At 73.6% G+C, this 17,816-nt stretch carries 17 protein-coding genes; 4 read left to right on the top strand and 13 right to left on the bottom strand.

The genetic code is table 11. From position 1 onward, the window contains the following. Window positions 1–35: 35 nt before the first annotated feature. The 5 genes from ACFVFH_RS20670 to ACFVFH_RS20650 all read right to left on the bottom strand — a co-directional run bounded on the left by ACFVFH_RS20670 (window position 36) and on the right by ACFVFH_RS20650 (window position 4,423). A complete protein-coding gene (locus tag ACFVFH_RS20670; protein WP_383770593.1) occupies window positions 36–1,199 on the bottom strand; it encodes a hypothetical protein in 1,164 nt (387 codons plus the stop codon). Continuing rightward, window positions 1,196–2,434 (bottom strand): hypothetical protein, encoded by a 1,239-nt coding sequence (locus tag ACFVFH_RS20665; protein WP_383770591.1) that lies wholly within the window; start codon window positions 2,432–2,434, stop codon window positions 1,196–1,198. The genes ACFVFH_RS20670 and ACFVFH_RS20665 overlap by 4 nt, the downstream gene beginning before the upstream one ends. Window positions 2,435–2,481: 47 nt before the next feature. Continuing rightward, on the bottom strand, window positions 2,482–3,153 hold the full coding sequence (locus ACFVFH_RS20660; RefSeq protein WP_383770774.1) for a peptidase: 672 nt from the start codon (window positions 3,151–3,153) through the stop codon (window positions 2,482–2,484). A 190-nt stretch (window positions 3,154–3,343) separates the two neighbouring features. Further along, window positions 3,344–3,853, bottom strand: coding sequence for an ATP-binding protein (locus ACFVFH_RS20655; RefSeq protein WP_383770588.1), 510 nt, complete (start codon window positions 3,851–3,853; stop codon window positions 3,344–3,346). Window positions 3,854–4,054: 201 nt separating this feature from the next. Continuing rightward, window positions 4,055–4,423: an STAS domain-containing protein gene (locus tag ACFVFH_RS20650; RefSeq protein ID WP_383770585.1), complete on the bottom strand. Its 369-nt coding sequence runs from the start codon at window positions 4,421–4,423 to the stop codon at window positions 4,055–4,057. A 283-nt stretch (window positions 4,424–4,706) separates the two neighbouring features. Here ACFVFH_RS20650 and ACFVFH_RS20645 point away from each other — a divergent pair, with 283 nt between their 5' ends. After that, the gene (locus ACFVFH_RS20645; RefSeq protein ID WP_383770771.1) at window positions 4,707–5,735 is read left to right on the top strand and encodes an RNA polymerase sigma factor SigF; all 1,029 of its coding nucleotides are present in this window, start codon (window positions 4,707–4,709) and stop codon (window positions 5,733–5,735) included. Between the two features lie 189 nt (window positions 5,736–5,924). Here ACFVFH_RS20645 and hutI read toward each other — a convergent pair whose 3' ends face one another. From hutI to hutU, 4 genes are all read right to left on the bottom strand, one after another. Further along, on the bottom strand, window positions 5,925–7,097 hold the full coding sequence (hutI, locus tag ACFVFH_RS20640) for an imidazolonepropionase (RefSeq protein WP_383770582.1): 1,173 nt from the start codon (window positions 7,095–7,097) through the stop codon (window positions 5,925–5,927). A 32-nt stretch (window positions 7,098–7,129) separates the two neighbouring features. Beyond that, complete coding sequence (locus ACFVFH_RS20635; RefSeq protein ID WP_383770579.1) at window positions 7,130–8,515, bottom strand: formimidoylglutamate deiminase; 1,386 nt, start codon at window positions 8,513–8,515, stop codon at window positions 7,130–7,132. Next, window positions 8,506–9,780 (bottom strand): allantoate amidohydrolase, encoded by a 1,275-nt coding sequence (locus tag ACFVFH_RS20630; RefSeq protein ID WP_383770576.1) that lies wholly within the window; start codon window positions 9,778–9,780, stop codon window positions 8,506–8,508. Before ACFVFH_RS20630 ends, ACFVFH_RS20635 begins: the two co-directional genes overlap by 10 nt. A gap of 239 nt (window positions 9,781–10,019) precedes the next feature. Beyond that, window positions 10,020–11,681 (bottom strand): urocanate hydratase, encoded by a 1,662-nt coding sequence (gene hutU, locus ACFVFH_RS20625; RefSeq protein WP_383770574.1) that lies wholly within the window; start codon window positions 11,679–11,681, stop codon window positions 10,020–10,022. Window positions 11,682–12,029: 348 nt separating this feature from the next. On the opposite strand from hutU, the gene ACFVFH_RS20620 reads away from it, so the two are divergent. Then, window positions 12,030–12,494 carry a roadblock/LC7 domain-containing protein gene (locus ACFVFH_RS20620; RefSeq protein ID WP_383770768.1) on the top strand — a complete coding sequence of 155 codons (465 nt, stop codon included), beginning with the start codon at window positions 12,030–12,032 and terminating at the stop codon, window positions 12,492–12,494. A 23-nt stretch (window positions 12,495–12,517) separates the two neighbouring features. On the opposite strand, the gene ACFVFH_RS20615 is transcribed toward ACFVFH_RS20620, so the two are convergent. The 3 genes from ACFVFH_RS20615 to ACFVFH_RS20605 all read right to left on the bottom strand — a co-directional run bounded on the left by ACFVFH_RS20615 (window position 12,518) and on the right by ACFVFH_RS20605 (window position 14,891). Continuing rightward, the gene (locus ACFVFH_RS20615) at window positions 12,518–13,054 is read right to left on the bottom strand and encodes a hypothetical protein (RefSeq protein ID WP_383770765.1); all 537 of its coding nucleotides are present in this window, start codon (window positions 13,052–13,054) and stop codon (window positions 12,518–12,520) included. Window positions 13,055–13,310: 256 nt separating this feature from the next. Then, window positions 13,311–13,934 (bottom strand): hypothetical protein, encoded by a 624-nt coding sequence (locus tag ACFVFH_RS20610; RefSeq protein ID WP_383770572.1) that lies wholly within the window; start codon window positions 13,932–13,934, stop codon window positions 13,311–13,313. A gap of 138 nt (window positions 13,935–14,072) precedes the next feature. Continuing rightward, a complete protein-coding gene (locus ACFVFH_RS20605; RefSeq protein ID WP_383770762.1) occupies window positions 14,073–14,891 on the bottom strand; it encodes a MurR/RpiR family transcriptional regulator in 819 nt (272 codons plus the stop codon). 273 nt (window positions 14,892–15,164) lie between these two features. On the opposite strand from ACFVFH_RS20605, the gene ACFVFH_RS20600 reads away from it, so the two are divergent. Continuing rightward, complete coding sequence (locus ACFVFH_RS20600) at window positions 15,165–15,578, top strand: hypothetical protein (protein ID WP_383770569.1); 414 nt, start codon at window positions 15,165–15,167, stop codon at window positions 15,576–15,578. A 38-nt stretch (window positions 15,579–15,616) separates the two neighbouring features. On the opposite strand, the gene ACFVFH_RS20595 is transcribed toward ACFVFH_RS20600, so the two are convergent. Continuing rightward, the gene (locus tag ACFVFH_RS20595) at window positions 15,617–16,378 is read right to left on the bottom strand and encodes an SDR family oxidoreductase (RefSeq protein ID WP_383770566.1); all 762 of its coding nucleotides are present in this window, start codon (window positions 16,376–16,378) and stop codon (window positions 15,617–15,619) included. A 349-nt stretch (window positions 16,379–16,727) separates the two neighbouring features. Between ACFVFH_RS20595 and ACFVFH_RS20590 the strand changes: the two genes are divergently transcribed. Further along, the gene (locus ACFVFH_RS20590; RefSeq protein WP_383770564.1) at window positions 16,728–17,573 is read left to right on the top strand and encodes a helix-turn-helix transcriptional regulator; all 846 of its coding nucleotides are present in this window, start codon (window positions 16,728–16,730) and stop codon (window positions 17,571–17,573) included. Window positions 17,574–17,816 lie beyond the last annotated feature (243 nt).

Below are 17,816 nucleotides of genomic sequence, written 5' to 3'. Positions count from 1 at the left end.
CGCGACTCCCGCCGCGACGGTCCTGCGTTGCGTACTCACGAATGTCCCTTCGTCGTCGGTCTGTTCTCTGACGGTGCGGAATCGGGTGTGAACCACGGCAGTACGGCTGTGGTGGCGGCCGGGCCGTCGGTGGCCCCGGCCACGGGGTCCGCGGCGGGCCCCCGGGCGCGGCGGCGCCCCGGAATCCTCACGGCCCCCGGGATCTTCGCGGTGGCGTCGGCAGGTCCCGGGGGGCGGTGGCGTCCGGCGCGGCCCGGGGCGCGCGAGGAGCGGGGCCGTACCTTGTCGACCACCGCCATGCCGATCCGGAACACGGCGGCCGGTACGACCAGGCACAGCAGGATCCAGAAGAGCGTGACGCCCCAGGGGCGGCCGACCCCCCAGGGCTGTTCGGCCAGTACCTTGCCGCCGTACCGGAGCGAGACCTGGTAGTCGCCGTGGGCGCCCGCCGCCAGCTCGACCGGCAGCTCGATTCTCGCCTTGCGGCCGGACCCGATGGTGCCGCGCCACTGCTGCTCCTCCCACTGGGGGGCGAAGACGCCGTGCGCGGTGCCGATCTCGAAGACTGGGTCCTTGACGGAAGCGGAACCGAGGTTGCCCACGGTGAAGACCAGGCGCCGGGCGGGCGGGGCGCCGAACCAGGTGAGGACCCCGCTGTCGCCCTCCAGCCTGGTGGTGGCGAGCACCGCGAGCCTGCCGCCCCCGGTCTCCTTGGGCAGTGGGGCGATCGGATGGCCCGCGACGACGAACACGGCGTCGGCGGCGGCCTGTTCGCCGGTGACGGTGGCGACGTGCACCACGCAGGGGCAGGGCACGGGCGGTTCGGCGACCGGCAGCTTCTTGCGGAAGGCTCCCCGGGCGTCGGTCGTGACGGCCCGGCCCTCCGCGTTGGCGCAGGAGTTGGTGCCGCCGATCACGCCCCGGTCCGTCGTGGAACGCCCGCAGATCAGGATCATCAGCAGGGCTTTCGGCCGCCAGCCGCCGCCTTTCACGGTGATCTCACCGCCCTTGCCCGCCTGCTGCGTGGAGAGGGTGACCACGGGCTTCGTGTCCGCGGCCCGGGTGACCGCCGCGCGGGCCCCGGTCGCGGGGAGCACCGGCAGTGCGGGCAGCAGGGCCATGAGCAGCGCGACGAACAGCGCCGCGGCCCACCGGTGGCTGCCGCTGCGGTGTGCTGCCGGTCCGGCCTGTCCAGTCACGATTCCGCTCCCGCCTTCGCCACGTGCCTGCTCCTGGAGTGCTGTCGGTCGCCCGGCACCGGGCCGGGCCGCTCTTCGCCGCCGGAAACCCGGCCGGCCCGCCCCTCGTCGCCCGGGGAACGGGTAGGTCGTGCCTCGTCACCCGGGGAACGGGTAGGTCGTGCCTCGTCTCCCGGGGAACGGGTGGGTCGCTCTTCGCCGTCCGGCGGGGAGCCGGGTCGTGCCCCGTCGCCCGGAGACCGGCTGGGTCGCTCCTCATCGCCCAGGGAAGAGCCGGGTCGTGCCCCATCTCCCGGGGTCTCGCCGGGCCGCTCTTCGCCTCCCGGTCGCCGGGCGCGCGAGCCCCTGCGCCTGCGCCGGTAGGCGTACGTAGCCGCGCCGGCGGCGCCCAGGACCAGCAGCGCGCCGGCGGTCAGCGGCGCCCATGGGACGAAGACGGCGCGCGCCGTCGCCTCGCCGTGCGCACCGCCCGCCGCCGTGACGCGCAGCCGTACCGTCGCCGAGTCGAGCGCGGGGGCGTCCCGCCAGGGCTCGGTGAGGCCGACGCGCTGTCCCGGCCGCACCCGTACCGGCAGGGTGCGGGCCTCGCGTCGCAGCAGCGTCCCGAACACCCCGTCGGCGCGTACGGCGACCCGTGGGGCGAGGACCGCGTTGCCCCGGTTGACCAGTGTGTAGTGGATGGTCCGCCCGGAGACGGTGACGTTCTCGACGGTGAGCGCGGCCAGCGTCGGCCCGTCGACCCGCAGCCGGACGGGCACGTCCACCGTGCGGTCGCCGTCGCGCACGACGATCATGCCGGGGTGGTCGCCGGGTGTCGCCGCGTCCGGCACCGTGACGGTGAACGGCACATCGGCCCGGGTGCGGGCCGGGACGGTCACCCTCTCGGCGGCGGTCCGCAGCCAGCTCCCGGCCCCGGCCCCCGTGACGGCCCGGCCGCCCGCGCCGCCCGCATCGTCCACGCGTACGCCGGAGCCGCTCAGCCGCACGGTCACCGGGGTCCGGCCGGGGTTGGTGACCGAGAGGCGGTCCCGCAGCACGGTGCCGGGCGGGCCCTCCAGGTAGAAGTACGGTCTGCCACCCGTACCGGAACCGCCCACCGCGGGCCGCGCCGTCCACGGAGCGGCGCCCTGGTCCGGGCCGGGCGGCGGCGCGGCGCCGGCCACCGGGGTCATGGCGAGGGCGCACAGCAGTACGGCGAGGACGAGTCGGGCGGCGTGGCCGGTCGGCGACGACATGGGCGGCTCCCTGGTGCGTGACGGCGGCGGCTGGTTCCGGCGGCGCCCTATCGGCCCACGGCCCCCTGCCCGCGCCTGGTCAGCCAGAGCACTCCGGCCGCCCCGGTGAGCAGCACCGTGCCGCCCAGGGTGCCGAGTGCCACCGCCGAGTCGAGCGGGCCGGTCTTCGGCAGCTGTCCGCCGCCGTCGTCCGGGGGGCTCCCGGCGTTGCCCGCGGCCGTCACATCGAGCTGGAGCGAGGGTCCCGGGTTGTTGGCGGGAGTGCAGGTCGTGGTCGTGCCGAGCGCCTTGATGGTGAGCACTCCGGCGGTGAAGTCGACCTTGCCGCTCTTCTTCGGGGTGTACGTACCCGACAGATCGCTGATCTTGATGGGGGTGTTGGCGGGTATGGCGGCGGAGTTCGGCGGGCCGGAGACCTGTACCCGGCCCGCGTCGGCGCCGCCCACCTCGATGACCGCGCTGGGGTTCATCGCCCCCTTGCCCAGCTCGACGGGGCTGGAGGAGACGCCTTTCTGGAAGGACATCGTGAGCCGGTAGCCGCTGCCGCTCTTGACGCTCTTGATGTCGATGGGAGACACGGCGCTCTTGTCGCCGATCGGGGTCTTGCACTTGTAGTCGACGTCCACGACCGTGGCGTGGGCGGCGGGCGCGGCCATCAGCACCACCGTGCCCGCCAGCGCGGACGCCAGCGCGAGAGCTGTTCGCTTCTGGTAGGACACCTGAGTTCCCCTCATGCCGGAAGTCGCCGCACGCCGGTGCTGACCGACGCAAATTACTGACGACACATCAGATCGGGCGCTCAAGGTACGCCCGGCACCTTGTGGAGGGAAGACAAAGAGCGCGCCGATCCGGCGCGCTCTTCGGTGGTGCGAACAACGGGGCGGTACGCCCCCGGGGCCGGGCCCCGGCCTATGCGGGGGCGGCCAGCTCCGCCCAGACGGTCTTGCCGGACCGGCCGGGCACCCGCAGGACGCCCCAGTCCAGGCAGAGCCGCTGCACGATGAACATGCCGTGCCCGCCGGGCCGCCCGGCCCGGTGCGGGGTGCGCGGCGCGGGCTGCCCCGCGCCCGAGTCGACGACCTCCACCCGCAGCACCTTCGCGGTGCAGGCGATACGGATCTCCTCGGGGCCGTCGGCGTGCAGACAGGCGTTGGTGACCAGCTCGGAGACGACCAGCAGGACGTCCTCGGCGGCGGCCCGGCCGTCGGCGCTCGACGCGGGGAGCCAGCCCCATTCGTGCAGGGCCTGCCGGGCGAAGTCGCGGGCGGTCGGCACGATGCCGGGGGTGCCCCGCAGCGACAGGGTGTGCCACTGCCGCTCGGCCGGTCCGGGCGAGGCCGCACCGGCACCCGCGTCCTCGCCGGCGCCCTGCGACTCGCGGCCGAGGTCGCCCGGCGGATGCTGCCGGGTGGTGCTCATCAGCGCTTCACCTCACCGATTCACCATGTCGCCATCAAAACGATCTGACAGTTGCAGTTACAGATACAGAGTGTGCGGGTCGCCCACGGCCCCGCCGGTTGTCTCCTGCCCGGCCGAATCGTGACAACACCCACTTCGTCTGCGCGGATCGCGTGACGCGGGCAACAGAAGGGACGCCCGGGGCCGCGACACGCGCCGCGGTCAGGTGTCCAGGGCCGCTTCGAGGGAGTCGTGGACGGTGAAGACCGCCTCCGCCCCCGTGATCTCGAAGACCCTCGCCACCACCGGCAGCATTCCGGCCAAATGGACCCCTCCCCCGGCCGCTTCCGCCTTCAGGCGGGCACCGAGCAGCACATTGAGCCCGGTGGAATCACAGAATTCGAGTCCCGAGCAGTCGACCACCAGGCGCACTCGCCCCTGCTCGACCGCGCGCTCCAGAGGCTCCCGCAAGAGATCCGCCGTGTGGTGATCCAGCTCACCCACCGGCGTCACGATCTCGCTGAGCCCTTCGGTCCGGACATCGACATGAAGTCGACCCCGGTTCGCACTGCCGACCGTCCCGCGGTCCATGCCCGTCCCTCTTCGCCGTTCGTCACCGTCTGCGTCGCTGCGTGCGCAGATGCGTATGTGCTGCCTCTGACGTTCTTGAAACAGTACGCGGTCTGTGCGCGACGCGATACCCGAAGACCTCAACAAACCGGACATATAGCGTCAATTGGCGCTTGTAACTGTCCGTCCGAACCGGGTAAGGGTAGGGGGACACCCAAAACACGACCGGCTTCGGAGGCGCCGCTTCACCGCAGGAACACGTATGGGCATCGGCAGCCATATGCCGAGAACGATGGAGGAGACCATGTCACCCCGGCTCGACGGACCGCGTCCCCACAACGCGACGTCAGCATGTCCTCAGGGACTGACCCACTCAGACTCCCCTGCCGCGATCGCCGAGGACGGCACCCGCAGCAGCAGCACCACCAGCACGATCAGTACCACCAGCACCACGGTCACCGTCGGAGACCCCGAGCACACCGGTGACTTGGACCACGTCGGCGCCGACGGCCGCGGCGCGAGCGACGGTCTCGAAGGACTTCCCGAGATCCCGCCCTTCGACGAGGTGGGTCCGCTGGACGCCAGGGCGCTCTCGAAGACGCTCTTCGCGCGGCTCGAATCCCTCGAAGAGGGCACCCACGAGTACGCGTACGTCCGCAACACTCTCGTCGAACTGAACCTGGCCCTGGTCAGGTTCGCCGCTTCCCGGTTCCGCTCCCGCAGCGAGCCGATGGAGGACATCGTCCAGGTCGGCACCATCGGCCTGATCAAGGCGATCGACCGCTTCGAGCTCAGCCGGGGCGTGGAGTTCCCCACGTTCGCGATGCCGACCATCGTCGGTGAGATAAAGCGCTTCTTCCGCGACACCAGCTGGTCCGTGCGCGTCCCGCGCCGACTGCAGGAGCTGCGGCTCGACCTGGCCAAGGCGGGCGACGAGCTCGCCCAGCAGCTGGACCGCTCGCCCACCGTGGGCGAGCTCGCCGACCGCCTCGGCATCACCCACGACGAGGTCGTCGAGGGCATGGCCGCGAGCAACGCGTACACCGCGAGTTCGCTGGATGCCAAGCCCGAGGAGGACGAGCACGAGGGGGCGCTGGCGGACCGCATCGGCTACGAGGACCACGGGCTCGAAGGCATCGAGTACGTGGAGTCCCTGAAGCCGCTGATCGCCTCGCTGCCACGCCGCGACCGCACGATCCTCTCGCTCCGGTTCGTCGCCAACATGACGCAGTCGGAGATCGGTGAGGAACTGGGCATCTCCCAGATGCATGTGTCACGGCTGCTCTCGCGCACGCTGGTCAAACTCCGCAAGGGCCTGACCCTGGAGGAGTGAACGGGCGCGCGCCGCCCGACCGTCCGGCCGCCGCTCGGACACGCGGAAGGACCCGCCCCGGCAAGGGGGCGGGTCCTTCCGCGTCTCCGACACCGCGCCACGGGGCGCCGGACCGGCTCGGGCGGGGCCTGGTCCCACGCGGCGCCCGGCCGCCTCGGGGCGCCTCGTGTCGTGGGGGCGCCCGCGGGCTCAGGCGACGCGTTCGCCCTGCCGCCAGACCGTGTGGACCAGTGGTACGCCCGGCCGGTAGGCGAGGTGGACATGGCTGGGCGCGTCCAGCAGCACCAGGTCGGCGCGGGCGCCGGGGGCGATGCGGCCGACGTCCGTACGGCGCAGGGCCGCGGCGCCGCCCGCGGTGGCGGACCAGAGCGCCTCGTCCGGCGTCATGCCCATGTCGCGTACGGCGAGCGCGATGCAGAAGGGCATGGAGGAGGTGAACGACGAACCGGGGTTGCAGTCCGTGGAGAGCGCGACGGTGGCGCCCGCGTCGAGGAGGCGGCGGGCGTCGGGCCAGGTGGCGCGGGTGGAGAACTCGGCGCCGGGGAGCAGGGTGGCGACGGTGCCGCCCTGGGCCAGGGCGTCCACGTCGGCGTCGGTGAGGTGGGTGCAGTGGTCGGCGGACGCGGCGTCGAGCTCGACGGCGAGCTGGACGCCGGGGCCGTGGCCCAGCTGGTTGGCGTGGACGCGGGGGTGCAGCCCCTTCGCCAGGCCCGCGGTCAGGACGGCGCGGGCCTGGTCGCCGTCGAAGGCGCCCTTCTCGCAGAAGACGTCGATCCAGCGGGCGTACGGGGCGCAGGCGTCCAGCATCGGCCCGGTGACCAGGTCGACGTAGCCGGCCGGGTCGTCCGCGTAGTCCGGGGAGACGATGTGGGCGCCGAGGTAGGTGACCTCCTCGGTGTGCCGGGCGGCGATGCGCAGGGCACGGGCCTCGTCCTCGACGGTGAGCCCGTAGCCGGACTTGGTCTCGCAGGTGGTGGTGCCCTGGCGCAGCGCCTCGGCGAGGTAGCGGGCGACGTTGGCGGCGAGCTGTTCGTCGGTGGCGGCGCGGGTGGCGGCGACCGTGGTCCTGATGCCGCCCGCGCTGTAGGCGCGGCCGGACATCCGGGCGTTGAACTCCTCGGTGCGGTCGCCCGCGAACACGAGGTGGGAATGGGAGTCGACGAAGCCGGGGATCATCGCCCGGCCGCCCGCGTCGACGGCGTTGTCAGTGGCGGGTGCTTTGCTTGATTCACCGGTCCAGACGACCCGGTCGTCCTCGATGACGACGGCCGCGTCCCGGACCAGGCCCAGGGGGGAATCCGCACGGCGGGAGGGGTCGTTGGTGACCAGACTGGCGATGTTGGTGATGGCGGTCGTCGTCATCGGGGGGCTGCTCTCCTTGCGGGGGTCCGGTCTCAGCGGTGCAGGGCGGCGATGGCCGAGGCGAGTGCCGCGGGTACGTCCTCGATGTGCGCGTGCAGCCCGTCGCGGACGATGTGCCGCCCCGCCACGACCGTGTGCCGCACATCGGCCGCGGAGGCGGCGAATACGGCCGCTTCCGCGGCGAGTCGGGGCACCGGCCCCGCTGTTCTGACCGAGTCCAGGGCGACGGTCGCCAGATCGGCGGGCGCCCCGGGTTCGATGACGCCCGCCTCGGGCCGGCCGAGTGCCGCGTGTCCGTCGGCGGTCGCGGCGCGCAGCAGGGCGGCCGCCGTCCAGTGCCCTCGCGCCCGGGTGCGCAGGCGCTCGTTCAGCTCCATGGCGCGCGCCTCCTCGAAGAGGTCGATCACGGCGTGGCTGTCGCTGCCGAGGGAGAGCGGCGAGCCGGCGTGCTGGAGGGCGACGGCGGGGCCGATCCCGTCGGCGAGGTCGCGTTCCGTGGTGGGGCACATGCAGGTGCCGGTGGCCGAGGAGCCCAGAAGTGCGATGTCCTCGGCGGTGAGGTGGGTGTTGTGAATGCCGGTGGTGCGTGGGCCGAGGACCCCGTGGTCGGCGAGGAGCCGGGTGGGGGTGCGGCCGTGGGCGGCGAGGCAGGCGTCGTTCTCCGCGGTCTGCTCGGAGAGGTGGACGTGGAGCGGGGCGCCTCGCTCCTCGGCCCAGGCGGCCACGGTCGCCAGCTGGGCCGCGGGCACGGCGCGCACGGAGTGGATGGCCGCGCCGATCAGGGCGTGGTCGCCGCCCTTGAGGAGGGAGGCGCGTTCGGCCCAGGCGTCCGCGGTGGTGTCGGAGAAGCGCAGCTGGTGCCGGTCGGGCTGCTGGTACTGGGTGGGGCGCTTGCCGAATCCGGCGGAGAGGTAGGCGGTGTCCAGCAGGGTGATCCGGATGCCGGCCTCTCCCGCCGCCGCGATCAGGGCCTCCCCCATCGCGTTCGGGTTGTCGTACGGGGTGCCGCCCGGCGCGTGGTGCAGATAGTGGAATTCGCCGACCGCGGTGATGCCGGCCAGCGCCATCTCGGCGTACACGGCGCGGGCGAGGTCGTAGTACGAGTCGGGGGTGAGCCGGGAGGCGATCTGGTACATGGTCTCGCGCCAGGTCCAGAAGGTGCCGGAGCCCACCTGGACGGTGGAGCGCAGGGCGCGGTGGAAGGCGTGCGAATGGGTGTTGGCGAGCCCGGGGAGGGTGAGCCCGCGCAGCACGGTGGCGCCCGGGGGCGGGGTGGCGACGCCGGTGCGGACGCCCGCGATCAGCCCGTCGGAGACGTCCAGGGCGACGCCCGGCTCGGCATGGGTGCCGAGCCAGGCGTGGGACAGCCAGTACGTCGTGGTGGCGGGCCTGCCCGTCGGTTGCGTTGTCAGCTGCACGCGAGACCTTCCAGTACGTCGGCGAGTGCGATCACCCCGGCCACGCAGTCGTCCTCGCCCGCGTGCTCGGCCGGGGAGTGCGAGATCCCGGTGGGGTTCCGTACGAACAGCATGGCGGTAGGGACCGAAGCGGACAAAATACCCGCGTCGTGTCCGGCGCCCGTGCCCAGGACGGGCACCGCCCGGTCGGCGCCGCCGCCGTCCCGGCCCGCGAGGATCTTGCCGAGCTCGTCGCGGAGCGCGTGCTCGAACTCGACGACGGGTGTGAAGGACTCCCGTACGACGTCCAGGTCGATCCCGGCCCGCTCGGCGTGTTCCCTGGCGGCCCGTTCGATGCCGGTGACCACGGCGTCGAGACCGGCCTGGTCGGCGGCGCGGGAGTCGAGCCAGCCCCGGACGAGGGAGGGGATGGCGTTGACCCCGTTCGGCTCGACGGAGATCTTGCCGAAGGTGGCGAGGGCGCCTGCGAGTTCCGCCTCGCGGCGGGCGGCGAGCACGGTCTCGGCGTAGGTGAGCATCGGGTCGCGCCGGTCGGCCAGCCGGGTGGTGCCCGCGTGGTTGGCCTCGCCCCGGAAGTCGAACCGCCAGCGTCCGTGGGGCCAGATCGCGGAGGCGATGCCGACCGGGTCTCCGGTCAGGTCGAGGGCGCGCCCCTGTTCGACGTGGAGCTCGACGAACGCGCCGATGCGGGCGAGCCGTTCGGGGTCCGGGCCGATGGCGTCGGGGTCGTGTCCGGCCGCCTCCATCGCCTGCGGCAGTGTGATGCCGTCGCCGTCGCGGAGCCGGTGGGCGGCCTCCGCGGTCAGCTGTCCGGCGGCGAGCCGGGAGCCCACGCAGGCGAGCCCGAAGCGGGCCCCCTCCTCGTCGCCGAAGTTGCTGATGGCCAGCGGCCGGGTGAACTCCACTCCCCTGCGGCGGAGTTCATCGAGCGCGGCGAAGGAGGAGACCACGCCGAGCGGACCGTCGAAGGCGCCGCCGTCCGGTACGGAGTCGAGATGGGACCCGGCGACGACGGCGTCCCCGGCCAGCGGGTCGCCGAGCCAGGCCCACTGGTTGCCGTTCCGGTCGACCTCGTGGACGAGGCCGCGCGCCTCGGCCTGTGCCTGGAACCAGGCGCGGCAGTCGGCGTCGGCCCCGGTCCAGGCGTAGCGGCGGTAGCCCCCGCTCTCCGGGTTCCGGCCGACCGGCAGCAGCTCCCGCCACATGGCCAGGAACGACGAGCCCCCGTCGCCCGCGGACCCGCTCCCGGCGGCGCCCCCGGCCATGGCCCTGCTCCCGGCCACGGCCCCGCTTCCGGCGGTGTCCGGGGCGGCGGCTCCGGGCGCGCTCGGGGCAAGGCTTCCAGGCGCGCCTGCGGTGCCGGTGGCGTTCGCTGCGGTGTTCCCGTTTCGGACCATGGCTTCGTCCCCGGCACCGGCACCGGCACCGCGCCCGCGCGCGGCCTCGGGCCCGTGCGCGCCCCCGGCCCCGGCCTTGCGCCCGTGCGCGCCCCCGGGAGGCAGGCTCACTGTCCGTCCTCCCGCATCGGCACCCGCACGTTCTTGTCCTCGGCGACCGACTCCGCGATGTCGTACCCGGCGTCGACGTGCCGGATGACGCCCATGCCGGGGTCGTTGGTGAGCACCCGGCGGATCTTCTCGCCCGCGAGCTTCGTGCCGTCGGCGACGGTCACCTGCCCGGCGTGGATGGAGCGCCCCATCCCGACGCCGCCGCCGTGGTGGATGGAGACCCAGGAGGCCCCGGACGCCACGTTGACCATGGCGTTCAGCAGCGGCCAGTCGGCGATCGCGTCGGACCCGTCGAGCATGGCCTCGGTCTCCCGGTACGGGGAGGCCACGGAGCCGCAGTCCAGGTGGTCGCGCCCGATGGCCAGCGGCGCGGCCAGCTCACCACTGGCCACCATGTCGTTGAACCGCTCCCCGGCCCGGTCGCGCTCGCCGTAGCCGAGCCAGCAGATGCGGGCGGGCAGCCCCTGGAAGTGGACGCGCTCGCCGGCCATCCTGATCCAGCGGTGGAGCGACTCGTTCTCCGGGAAGAGTTCGAGCATCGCCTTGTCGGTCTTGTGGATGTCCGACGCCTCGCCGGAGAGCGCCGCCCAGCGGAACGGCCCCTTGCCCTCGCAGAAGAGCGGCCGGATGTAGGCGGGCACGAAGCCGGGGAAGTCGAAGGCCCGCTCGTACCCGGCGAGTCGGGCCTCGCCGCGGATGGAGTTGCCGTAGTCGAAGACCTCGGCCCCGGCGTCCATGAAGCCGACCATCGCCTCGACGTGCCTGGCCATCGACTCCCGTGCGCGCCGGGTGAAGTCGGCGGGCTTCTCGGTGGCGTACGCGGCCATGTCGTCGAAGTCGACGCCGAGCGGGAGGTAGGACAGCGGGTCGTGCGCGCTGGTCTGGTCGGTGACGATGTCGATCGGGGCGCCCTCGGCGAGCATCCGCGGCAGCAGCTCCGCCGCGTTGCCCAGCAGACCGATGGAGAGCGGACGGCGGGCGTCCCGGGCCTCGGTGGCCAGCTGGAGCGCGTGCTCCAGGGAGTCGGCGCGCACATCCAGGTACCGGTGCTCGATCCGGCGCTCGATGGCACGCGGGTCGCAGTCGATACAGATCACGACGCCGTCGTTCATGGTCACGGCGAGCGGCTGGGCGCCGCCCATGCCGCCGAGCCCGGCGGTCAGGGTGATCGTGCCGGCCAGCGTCCCGCCGAACTTCTTCGCCGCGACGGCGGCGAACGTCTCGTACGTGCCCTGGAGGATGCCCTGCGTGCCGATGTAGATCCACGACCCGGCGGTCATCTGGCCGTACATGGTGAGCCCGAGCGCCTCCAGGCGGCGGAACTCCTCCCAGTTCGCCCAGTCGCCGACCAGGTTGGAATTGGCGATCAGGACGCGCGGCGCCCATTCGTGGGTCTGCATCACGCCGACCGGGCGGCCGGACTGGACAAGCATCGTCTCGTCCTGCTTGAGCGTCCGCAGCGTGCGCACCATCGCGTCGAACGAGCGCCAGTCGCGGGCCGCCTTGCCGGTGCCGCCGTAGACGACGAGCTTGTCGGGGTGCTCGGCGACCTCGGGGTCGAGGTTGTTCTGCAGCATGCGCAGGGCGGCCTCCTGCTGCCATCCCAGGGCGCTCAGTTCCGTACCGCGCGGTGCCCGTACGGGGCGGGGTCCTGACATGGCGGTGCCTCCTCGCGACTGTAAGTCTCCTATTCACATCCTGGATGTCTGAATACTCGTAGTCAACAGCTCTGCGCCGTCGCACGGGGGCAGCGTTTGCGCCCACCCCGCGCACAGCTCGGCCCACGCGCAGCTCGCGCGCCCTCCGCGCACCCCCGTACGCCTCCGGCATGTGCCGGGGGAAAGTTCTGAACCCCTTCCGGAGGCGGGCACGTTGCGTAGCCTCATGGTCACACCCAGCCGGGACGGCGGAGCGGGCACGGGTCCGCTCCGCCGTCCCGGCCACGAGATTCATGGGAGGCCCCTGTGATCCGAGCACTCCGACTGCGCGCCGGGACGAAGCAGCCGATGGCACCCGAGGCCGGGGCGCCCGACGTCCTGGCCGAACTCCGGCGATTACGGGCCGGGGTCCCGCTCCTGTCCGGCACCCTGGTCGCCGGTACCGACGGGCTCGTCCTGGCCCATGACGCGCCGGGCCTGGAGACCGAGCGCTTCGCCGCACTGACCGCGACCGCGCTCGGGGTCGCGGTCAGGATGACGGAGGCCACCGGCCGGGGCGGCTTCGGCGAACTGCTCGTACGGTGCGAGTCCGGCTGCATCGCCTCGTACACGGCGGGCCACTCGGCCGTGCTCACCCTGCTCGCCGAGGACCGGATCGACATCGACGACCTCCACTTCGAAGGCCGCCGGGCAGGTGCCCTGATCGGCGAGCTGCTGGACGCCGCGCACCGCCGCGCCACCTGCTCCGCCCCCTCGGTCCCCTCCCCCAGGCAGCTGCCCCCGCAGTCCGGACCGCTGCCGCCCCGTCCCTGACGGCCGGAGGCACGACGGGCGGCTCAGCGCCTGCGCCGCGCCCCGCCGGGCGCGGCGTCCCCCGCCATCGGGCCGGTCGTCCGGTATCCCTTCACACGCTTGCCCGCGGGCCGTCCGCGCTCCACCCAGTCGGTCCGCACCCAGTACAGGACGTCGTCCCGCTGCTCGCGCCGCCCGATCCGGACGGCCTTGATCCAGAGCCCGGCGCCCGCCCCGGCGAGCACCATCCCGCCGGCCCCGGGCAGCAGGAACGCGCTCGCCACCGCCACGAGGAACGCGCCGAGCAGCCACCACCGGTGCGCGCACCGCCAGCCGCGTACGGTCACGGCCCGGTCCTGGAGGAAGTCGGAGCGCCCGGCACGCGTCGCGCCCCCGGCCAGCGCGGCGTACCTCCGGCTGCGGACGAGCGCCACCACGGCCGCGGTGACCAGGAACAGCGCGGCCCCGGACAGCAGACCGATCCGGCGTCCGGTGAGCCCCGGCACCAGCGCGCCGATCGCCGCGGCCAGCAGCCCCGGCCACCACATCGGTGCGGCTCCGGCCCGTACGACCACGGCCACCCTCGCCAACGACTGCGCTCCGCGCCCCACGTCCGTACCCCTCTCCGCAGCTCCTGGTGAGCCTTTCCGGCCCGGAGATTAGTGGCCGCAGATGAGGGGCGCCTGAGAATCGGCGAAGTCGCGGTGGCCGCCGCGCCCAGCGCCTCCCTCAGCGCATGAGCCCCACCATCCCGTCGCGTGGCCGCCGCGCCCAGCGCCTCCCTCAGCGCATGAGCCCCACCATCCCGTCGCGTGGCCGCCGCGCCCCGCGCCTCACTCAACGCATGAGCCCCACCATCCCGTCGCCGCCCCGGGCACAGCGGGAGCGGCCGCCGCAGCAGCGCCCCCAGCCGTCGGGCTCCGGGCCGGCCATCGACAGCCGCCGCCACGGGGTGCCCGCTGCCCCGTCCCCCTCCAGGCGCAGCCCGAGCGCGGGCACGGTCGCGTCGGTCCGCGGCCCCGGCAGCCGTACCGCCTCCGGGAGCACCCGGAGGGTCTCCTCGGCCGGGTGCCCGAACAGGTCGACGCCGTCCCACACCACGGCGGTCCCGGCCGCCTCCGACGACGGGGGCTCGCGCCACACCTCGATACGCGCGAGCGCGTCCGCCGCGTCCGGGCCTCCACCGGCCGACAGCAGCCGGAGCCCGTCGAAATGGGCCACGGTGTTCCAGTCGGGCTGGAAGAGGTAGCCACCGAGCCAGGCGTCATGGGCGTGGCGGAGTTCGGAGTACTCCTTGAGGGTCAGGGACCCGCACCGCATCCCCGGGTGGACCCTGGACGCCGTCGCGGTCAGCAGGTCACGGGTGGCCTCGGCCCCCGTCCCGAACCGCAGCACCCCGGCCCCGTCCGGTAGCAGTACGCCGGTTCCCGGCAGCAGCTCCAGCACCGTGCCCTTGTCCACCGGCCGCCCGGGGCCCGGCCCTCCCGGTCCCGTCGGCCCACCGCTCCGCACGGGCGGCCCCGTCCGGTCCGTCATCTCCGCCACTTCCGTTGCTTCCGCCCCTTCCGCCGCCCCGGCCTGGTGGGCGCCCCGGGCCCGTCACTCCACGAAGAGTCCCCGCGCCGCCGCCCTCGCGTCGAACTCCTCCAGCCGCGCCTGTGCGTCGGGCAGGTCGTCGCACATCGCCTCCAGCAGCACCCGCCCCAGCAGCATGGGCGCGCACGCCGTGTCGAAGGCAAGCCCGGTGCCTACGGCGGCCGGGATCAGCAGGTCGCTGTGCCTGGCGACGGGCGCGAAGGCGGAGTCCGCCACCGACACCACGGCGAGCCCCTGCCCCTGCGCGTAGGCGAGGGCGTCCACCATCTCCTTGGGGTGCCGGGGCAGCGCGAAGCAGATGAGCGCGGTGGCACCGGCCCGCCGTGCGGCGTCGATCCGGTCGCGCAGCATGCTGCCGCCCTCGTCGAGCACCCGGACGTCGGGGTGGACCTTGGCCGCGAAGTAACCGAATCCCCGCGCCTGCGAGGAGGCGGCGCGCAGCCCGAGCACCGGCAGCGGGCGCGAGGCCGCCAGCAGCCTGCCCGCCCGCTCGACGGGCCCGGGGTCGGCGAGCAGTTCGGCCAGATGCCGCAGGTTCTCGATCTCGCCGAGTACGGCCTGCTGGTACTCGTTGTACGCGTCGCCCCCGCCCGCCGCGTCGGGACCGGCCGGGGCGACCTCCCGCAGGTGTCTGCGGAGCGCCGGATAGCCGTCGAAGCCGAGCGCCACGGCGAAGCGGGTGACGGACGGCTGGCTGACCCCGGCGAGCTCTGCCAGCTCCACGCTCGACAGGAACGGGACGTCCCCGGCCCGGCGCACCATCGAGTGCGCGATGCGCCGCTGGGTGGGTGTGAGCCGGCGCCCCTCGAAGAGCTGCTGCAACCGCGCGGCCGGGCTGCTCCCGCTCATGCTGTCCCCTCGGTAGATCCGTCGCGCCGCGATCCGGCGCCGACCAATCCATTCAGCCAGCAAGCCGTCTGCATGTCCATATGCAGCCGGTCCGCGTCGGCCGGTGCTGTAGCCGGTCCGCGTCGGCCGGTACGCGGGCCGGTGCCCGGGGCGTCCGTACGCGGCCGGGAGGCCGGGGCACCCGGGGGCCGAAGAGGGGGGTTAGCCCCACTGCCCGGGACCGCCTCGATTCGTACCGTAAAGGCTATGAAAGCCCGTGACCCCGAGCTCAGGAACGAGCTCGATGCTGCCCTGCAGGCCCGTAGCGAGCTGGGGTCGGAGTACGAGCCCGCTCTCGTCGAGTCCTTTCTGGAGAAGGTCGAGCAGCGGCTCGACACCACGCTCGACCGCCGCGTCCGGCGCCATCTCGCCGAGCAGCGGGTGAGCCTCGTCCGGGACCCGCACCCGCCGCACCCCCTGGGGAACTTCGGCGAGCGCTACGGCTTCGGGATCATCTCGCTGGTCCTGGCCGTCCCGCTGTCGGCGATCGGCGCCTCGACCGCCCACACGGCGGGCCTGGTCGTCGCCTGGCTCGGCATCGTCGCGGTCAACGCCGTGTACGCCGCCCGGCCGCGCTTCACGCGCCGCGCCGCGCGTACGGAGTCCGACTGGGAGGACTGACGGAGCCGAGCCCCGCCCCGGTCCCGGGCGGCGCGGCCCTACGCCTGGCGGGTGGGCTGCACGATCAGCTGGCGCAGGTTGATGTGGCGCGCCCTGCTGGTGGCGTAGGCGATCAGATCGGCGATCTCGTCGGCGGAGAGCCCGCCCAGCGCTTCGAACATGCCGTCGATCTGCCCGCTCAGCTCGGCGTTGTCGATGTGCCCGGCCAGCTCCGTGTCGGTGAGGCCCGGCTCGATGTTGGTGACCCGGACGTCGCGCGGCCCGAACTCGGTGCGCAGCGATGCCGACAGGTACGTCAGCGCGGCCTTCGTCGCCCCGTAGACCGCGTAATGGGGGAACGTGACGTGCGCGCCGATGGACGAGATGTTCACCAGGTCCGCGGTGCGCCCCTCGGCGGCCGCCGCCACCAGGTCGGCCGTGAACGCCCGGATGATCCGCAGGGCGCCCGTCACATTGGTGTCGATCATCCGCTGCCACTCGTCCGTCCGGCCCGCGTCCACCGGATTCGGCAGCATCACACCGGCCGCGTTGACCACAAGGTCCACCGGGCCGAAGGCGCGGTGCACCCGCTCGACGGCGGCGTCGACGGACGTCTGGTCGGTGATGTCGGTGGGGACGGCGAGCGCCTGGCCGCCCGCCGCCCCGATCTCGGCGGCCAGCTCCTCCAGCCGCTCCGCGCGCCGGGCCAGCAGGGCGACCCCGACCCCCTGTGCGGCGAGCAGCCGGGCGGTCGCGCCACCCATGCCGCTGGCGGCTCCGGTGATGACGGCGGTGCGGCCCGCGAGGGTCTCGTACGACATGTCCGTGCTCCTTGGGCGGTCGCGGGCCGGAGCGCTTCCCCGGGCCCGGTTCCACTCTCCGCGGCTGCCCGGGGCCCAGCCAGGGCGACGCTGTTCCTGGGTCCGCCAGTACCAGGTTCGAGGCCCGTCCTTCTTTCTTTCCTGGCCGGCGCCATGACCTCCCTGCCGCTCTTCCGCGCCCGCTCCTTCTTTTATTGGTCGGCGTTTTCTGGTCGGCCTTCGTGGTGGGTCCTTGTGGACGGTCCTTGTGGACGGTCCTTGTGGACGGTCTTTTCTGGTCGGCGCCAGGGGCCCTGTCCACGCGGTCGGCGCCATCGGCCCTCTTCGGCGATCTTCTACGATCAGTGCCATGGACGCTGACCTCGGTGACTTCCTCCGCTCGCGGCGGGCCCGCATCCAGCCCGGGGAAGTGGGGCTCCGGGCATACGGCCGACGGCGGGTGCCCGGACTCCGCCGCGAGGAGGTCGCTCAGCTCGCGGGGGTGAGCGTCGACTACTACATCCGGCTGGAGCAGGGACGCGGCCCGAGCGTCTCGGACGCGGTGCTCGACTCGATCGCCCGGGTGCTGCGGCTGGACGAGACGGAGCACGCGTATCTGCGTACCGTGGCCCGCCCCCGGTCGCGCGCCTCCGCCCCGGCCTCCGCCCAGCGGGTCCGGCCCGGTCTGCTCCGGGTGCTGGACTCGCTCGCCGCGGCCCCGGCGTTCGTCCTGGGCCGACGGATGGACGTGCTGGCCTGGAACGCGCTGGGGGACGCCCTCGTCGGCTTCTCCCGGATGCCCGCCGCCGAACGGAACATGCCGCGCCAGGTGTTCCTGGAACCGGCCGCACGCGAGCTGTACCCGGACTGGGCGGCGGTGGCGGCGGAGACCGTGGCGCATCTGCGTCTGGACGCGGGGCTGCACCCCGATGACCGGAGACTGACGACGCTGGTCGATGAGCTGTCCCGGAAGAGCGAGGACTTCCGCAGGCTGTGGGCGGATCACCAGGTGAAGTCGAAGACCTACGGCGTCAAGCGCGTGGATCATCCGCTCGTGGGCGGGCTCGTGCTCCCCTACGAGACGCTCGGCGCGGCCGGTGATCCCGATCAGTGCCTGGTGGTCTACACCCCGGAGCCCGGCAGCGAGACCGCCGAACGCATCGCGCTGCTGGAGGAACGGGCGTCCGTCTCACCGGCTCCGGCCCCGGCCTCCTGAGCCGGCCCCGGCCTGGCGAACGGTCCGGCGCCCGCGGGGCCGGGACATGTCGCGGGGGCCGCCGCACCCCCGGTCGCCCGGGGGGCGGGACGGCGGCGGTCCCCGCGAGGGACACGGTCCGGGTCAGGGCCGGTCGCCGCGTCCTGGCGACGTCGGAGGTCCGGGAGCCGCTCCGTAGTCCGTGTCGCCGTATCGGGTGCCGGTGGGTCTCCCCGCCGACACCCGTCAATCTGCCGGACTCGT

The sequence above is a fragment of the Streptomyces sp. NPDC057697 genome, from assembly GCF_042799335.1.
In the GTDB taxonomy this organism is placed as follows: Bacteria; Actinomycetota; Actinomycetes; order Streptomycetales; family Streptomycetaceae; genus Streptomyces.
The sequence above is the reverse complement of the archived record's forward strand: the minus strand, read 5'-3'. Positions and strand labels throughout refer to the sequence as shown.

Excerpts from the sequence above, each read along its gene's own strand:
- ACFVFH_RS20665 (WP_383770591.1), bottom strand. The coding sequence starts at position 2,434 with ATGTCGTCGCCGACCGGCCACGCCGCCCGACTCGTCCTCGCCGTACTG.
- ACFVFH_RS20655 (WP_383770588.1), bottom strand. The coding sequence starts at position 3,853 with ATGAGCACCACCCGGCAGCATCCGCCGGGCGACCTCGGCCGCGAGTCG.
- ACFVFH_RS20650 (WP_383770585.1), bottom strand. The coding sequence starts at position 4,423 with ATGGACCGCGGGACGGTCGGCAGTGCGAACCGGGGTCGACTTCATGTC.
- ACFVFH_RS20645 (WP_383770771.1), top strand. The coding sequence starts at position 4,707 with ATGTCACCCCGGCTCGACGGACCGCGTCCCCACAACGCGACGTCAGCA.
- hutI (WP_383770582.1), bottom strand. The coding sequence starts at position 7,097 with ATGACGACGACCGCCATCACCAACATCGCCAGTCTGGTCACCAACGAC.
- ACFVFH_RS20630 (WP_383770576.1), bottom strand. The coding sequence starts at position 9,780 with ATGGCCGGGGGCGCCGCCGGGAGCGGGTCCGCGGGCGACGGGGGCTCG.
- hutU (WP_383770574.1), bottom strand. The coding sequence starts at position 11,681 with ATGTCAGGACCCCGCCCCGTACGGGCACCGCGCGGTACGGAACTGAGC.
- ACFVFH_RS20620 (WP_383770768.1), top strand. The coding sequence starts at position 12,030 with ATGGCACCCGAGGCCGGGGCGCCCGACGTCCTGGCCGAACTCCGGCGA.
- ACFVFH_RS20600 (WP_383770569.1), top strand. The coding sequence starts at position 15,165 with ATGAAAGCCCGTGACCCCGAGCTCAGGAACGAGCTCGATGCTGCCCTG.
- ACFVFH_RS20595 (WP_383770566.1), bottom strand. The coding sequence starts at position 16,378 with ATGTCGTACGAGACCCTCGCGGGCCGCACCGCCGTCATCACCGGAGCC.
- ACFVFH_RS20590 (WP_383770564.1), top strand. The coding sequence starts at position 16,728 with ATGGACGCTGACCTCGGTGACTTCCTCCGCTCGCGGCGGGCCCGCATC.